Raw genomic sequence first — 3,061 nt, 5'->3', positions numbered from 1 at the left:
GCGGCCCGGCGTTGACCCGGCTGCCGAAGCGTTTCTGGTCCCGCGTGAAGCTCAACGTGGGCGAAGCGGTAACCGCCGACCAGGTGGCGTCGCAGGATATGCGGCGTCGGGTGCTCGGGTTACGGGAACGCCCGTGATCCGCCCGGGTCTCAGGATCCAAGAACCGATACGATTAAAGAGGATAACCATGCGACGTATTCTGATAGCTCTGAGTCTGCTTTTCACCTTCACGGCCAGCCACGCGAGCAATGTGGAAATTCAGCATGTGTTCGGTTGGATCGAAAACGCCACGCTGGAACCCTGGGGCGTGAAAGTGAAAAGCAAACTCGACACCGGTGCCCTCACCTCTTCCCTGCACGCCCGCAACATTGAACGTTTTGAAAAAGACGGCGAGGAGTGGGTGCGCTTTGAAGTGAACGTGGAAGACCAGGACGAAGACGAAAAAGTGTCGCGCAAATTTGAGCGCCCGCTCTATCGCGATGTGATTATTCGCGGTGCCGGTGGTGAAGAGCGCCGCCCGGTGGTGCTGATGGAAATCTGCTTCGGCGATACCGTGCACGAAGAGCAGTTCAGCCTGGAAAACCGCAGCGACATGATCTATCCGGTGCTGATCGGCCGCCGCACCATCCAGCATCTGGGCGTGGTGGACGTGACCAACACCTTCATGCACGAACCGCAGTGCGATGAAGACAGCCCGGTGGAAAAATTCGACAAGGACAACACCGACGAAGACGTGGGTGTGTGAAGTTTTGAGATCGTCTGTGCTCACTGGTAGCTCGCCTGTAGGATAGCTTCAAACCGCCTTTTGACAGGGGGTTTTCTGGTAAATTTGTCTGTGTAGCATCTGAAGGAGTCTGATGAAATCTGCTGTAATCCAGTTCAAGAGTATAGGTTTTGGTATAGCTTTTGGTGTAGGGTTGTGGGCGCCTTAACAAAAAAGGCTGTTGATGATGAAAAGCTATACTTATGGCCAGAGCTTCATCAATGCCATCGATGGCTATCGTTCCAATCAGTTAATGGATCAAAGCATGCAGAATAACAAACACGGCAACAAGCCACTATCGGCGAGAGCCATCGAGACGATGCGGCCTGGCGATAAAGTCAAAGTGGACACTGGAGAGAATGCCGGTCTGCGTGTGACTTGCGGGGCTAGCCGGTGGCAGGTCGTTCATCTATCGCTATCGGAGCCCCGAAACGGGCAAGCTAACTCAAGTCAAGATAGGGAATTACCCCTCGATGAGTCTGGCTGAGGCTCGCCTAGAGCTTGCTCGGATGAAGGCTTTACGACGAGATGGCGTATGCATTCGTGCCGAAATTCAGCGGGAGAAAGTACGTCAAAGTGCAAAAATTGAACAGGAAAAGGAAGCGGCAGAGGTGGCCGCGTTTACTGTTCGTGACTTGGTTGATCTGTACTTAACTGAAGTGATTGAGGATCGACTGGTTGTAAATCGTCGAACTGGGGCTCAGAAACGAGTTCCTGGTGCACGGAAACCTAAGGGGCAGGCCGAGACTAGGCGCACCCTGTACGGTGATGCTGTACGCACTCTGGGGGATCGATCTGCTGCAGAAGTTCGGCGTAAACATGTGGTAGAGATGGTGAAGGACATTCTTGACCGGGGAGCAAACGTTCAGGCTGGGAATGTGCTGCGTGAGCTCAGTGCCGCCTACGACTATGCGATTGGCCTTGGCAAGTTTGATGATGATTTTGCGAACCCGGCTTTGTTGGCAAAGTCGAGCCTGAAGCAGGCTAGCGTCCGACTTACGTCTGTTCGGGGCAAACGCGTATTGTCCGATGCGGAGTTGAAGGAAGTGTTAGCGTGGTTGCCAGGCTCTGGTTTCTCGGTAACACAAAAGAACGTCATTCGTTTGACTCTGTGGACAGGAGCTCGCACGGGTGAGGTTTGTAAGGCGCGTTGGTCTGATGTAGATCTCGATCGAGCAGTTTGGCATATGCGAGACTCCAAGAACGGAGCCGAGCGGTATGTGCAGTTGCCGAGCCAAGCTGTGGCTTTTCTCCGTCAGCTTCGTTTAACCACCAATACCTATCTGTTTCCTTCGAGTCGGACGGGATTGCCGATCCAGCAGAAATCGCTTACCGAAACAAAATGGTATTTGAGAAATTCTGCCAAGGCTCGAAGTGGCACCTACTTTAAGCCAGGCCAAGCTTGGCTGGATAGCATTCCTGACTGGTCTCCACATGATCTGCGTCGTACGGTTCGCACGGGGTTGTCTCGTTTAGGCTGTCGCAATGAAGTGGCTGAGGCAGTGATAGGGCATTCAAGAAAGGGTATTGAAGGGACTTATGATCTGCACGATTATGAACCCGAATGTCGCGAGTGGCTGCAAAAGTGGGCTGATCATCTGGAAACCCTTGACGGCGTGTGTTAGTTGGCATAACCCATCTTAATTTCACAAATTGCAGCAACCGGACAGAGAGAAATCTATTTCTCTCTGTCTCTCTTAGGCTCGCCAGTCCCTGACCTTGCTGGCCTACGGCCTCCACCGGACGCCTCGATCGGTCCGCTGCTAAACAAAAGCGAACATTCGATTTTATCTTAATAATTCGATAGAAACGCGTAAACCGCTACAGGACTTAGTCGAAAAGCTGATTTTACCTTCATAGCGAGTCACTATATCTCGAACGATAGCAAGGCCGAGACCGTGCCCAGGTGTTTGCTCATCTAGCCGCAGACCCCTTTGGCCCAAACTGGCTAAATCCTTGTGATTAACCCCTGGGCCATCATCAGCAACAACTATTCGCTTGAAGCCGCTGCCTTGTTCCACAGAGAGCTCTACGCATCTCGAAGACCATTTGCCAGCATTGTCGAGTAAGTTGCCCAATACTTCATTTAGATCATGTTCTTCTATCGGCCATCGGCTGTCTTCAGGCAGAGAACTCGATAGTTCAAACGACTTTTCCGGATATAAACGACCGAGCATCCACAAAAGATCCCGTGCCTGTTTTATGGGGTAGGCGCTTTTTCCAATCTGGGGCCCTGCAAAACGGCTTCGACGCATTTCAGCTTCTAATTGCCTGTCGATATCGCTTAGTCGCTCCACC

Annotated in this window: 3 protein-coding genes and 1 pseudogene; 3 read left to right on the top strand and 1 reads right to left on the bottom strand. The window is 52.3% G+C overall.

All coding sequences use genetic code 11. From position 1 onward, the window contains the following. Positions 1-187: 187 nt before the first annotated feature. From rloA3 to B2W52_RS19590, 3 genes and pseudogenes are all read left to right on the top strand, one after another. The gene (rloA3, locus tag B2W52_RS19600) at positions 188-745 is read left to right on the top strand and encodes a retropepsin-like aspartic peptidase RloA3 (protein ID WP_067606964.1); all 558 of its coding nucleotides are present in this window, start codon (positions 188-190) and stop codon (positions 743-745) included. A 422-nt stretch (positions 746-1,167) separates the two neighbouring features. Then, positions 1,168-1,308 (top strand): annotated as a pseudogene (locus B2W52_RS19595) (Arm DNA-binding domain-containing protein); the annotation flags it as partial. A gap of 66 nt (positions 1,309-1,374) precedes the next feature. Continuing rightward, positions 1,375-2,388, top strand: a complete 1,014-nt coding sequence (locus tag B2W52_RS19590) for a tyrosine-type recombinase/integrase (protein ID WP_414673520.1) — start codon at positions 1,375-1,377, stop codon at positions 2,386-2,388. Positions 2,389-2,550: 162 nt separating this feature from the next. Here the strand turns inward: B2W52_RS19590 and B2W52_RS19585 are convergent. Then, the coding region (locus B2W52_RS19585; RefSeq protein ID WP_286803944.1) for an ATP-binding protein at positions 2,551-3,061 on the bottom strand (511 nt) is incomplete at its 5' end.

Source organism: Marinobacter sp. UBA2498 (assembly GCF_002341575.1).
GTDB classification, from domain to species: Bacteria; Pseudomonadota; Gammaproteobacteria; order Pseudomonadales; family Oleiphilaceae; genus Marinobacter; species Marinobacter manganoxydans.
Note: the sequence above shows the minus strand (reverse complement) of the source record. Positions and strands in the feature narration are given on the sequence as shown.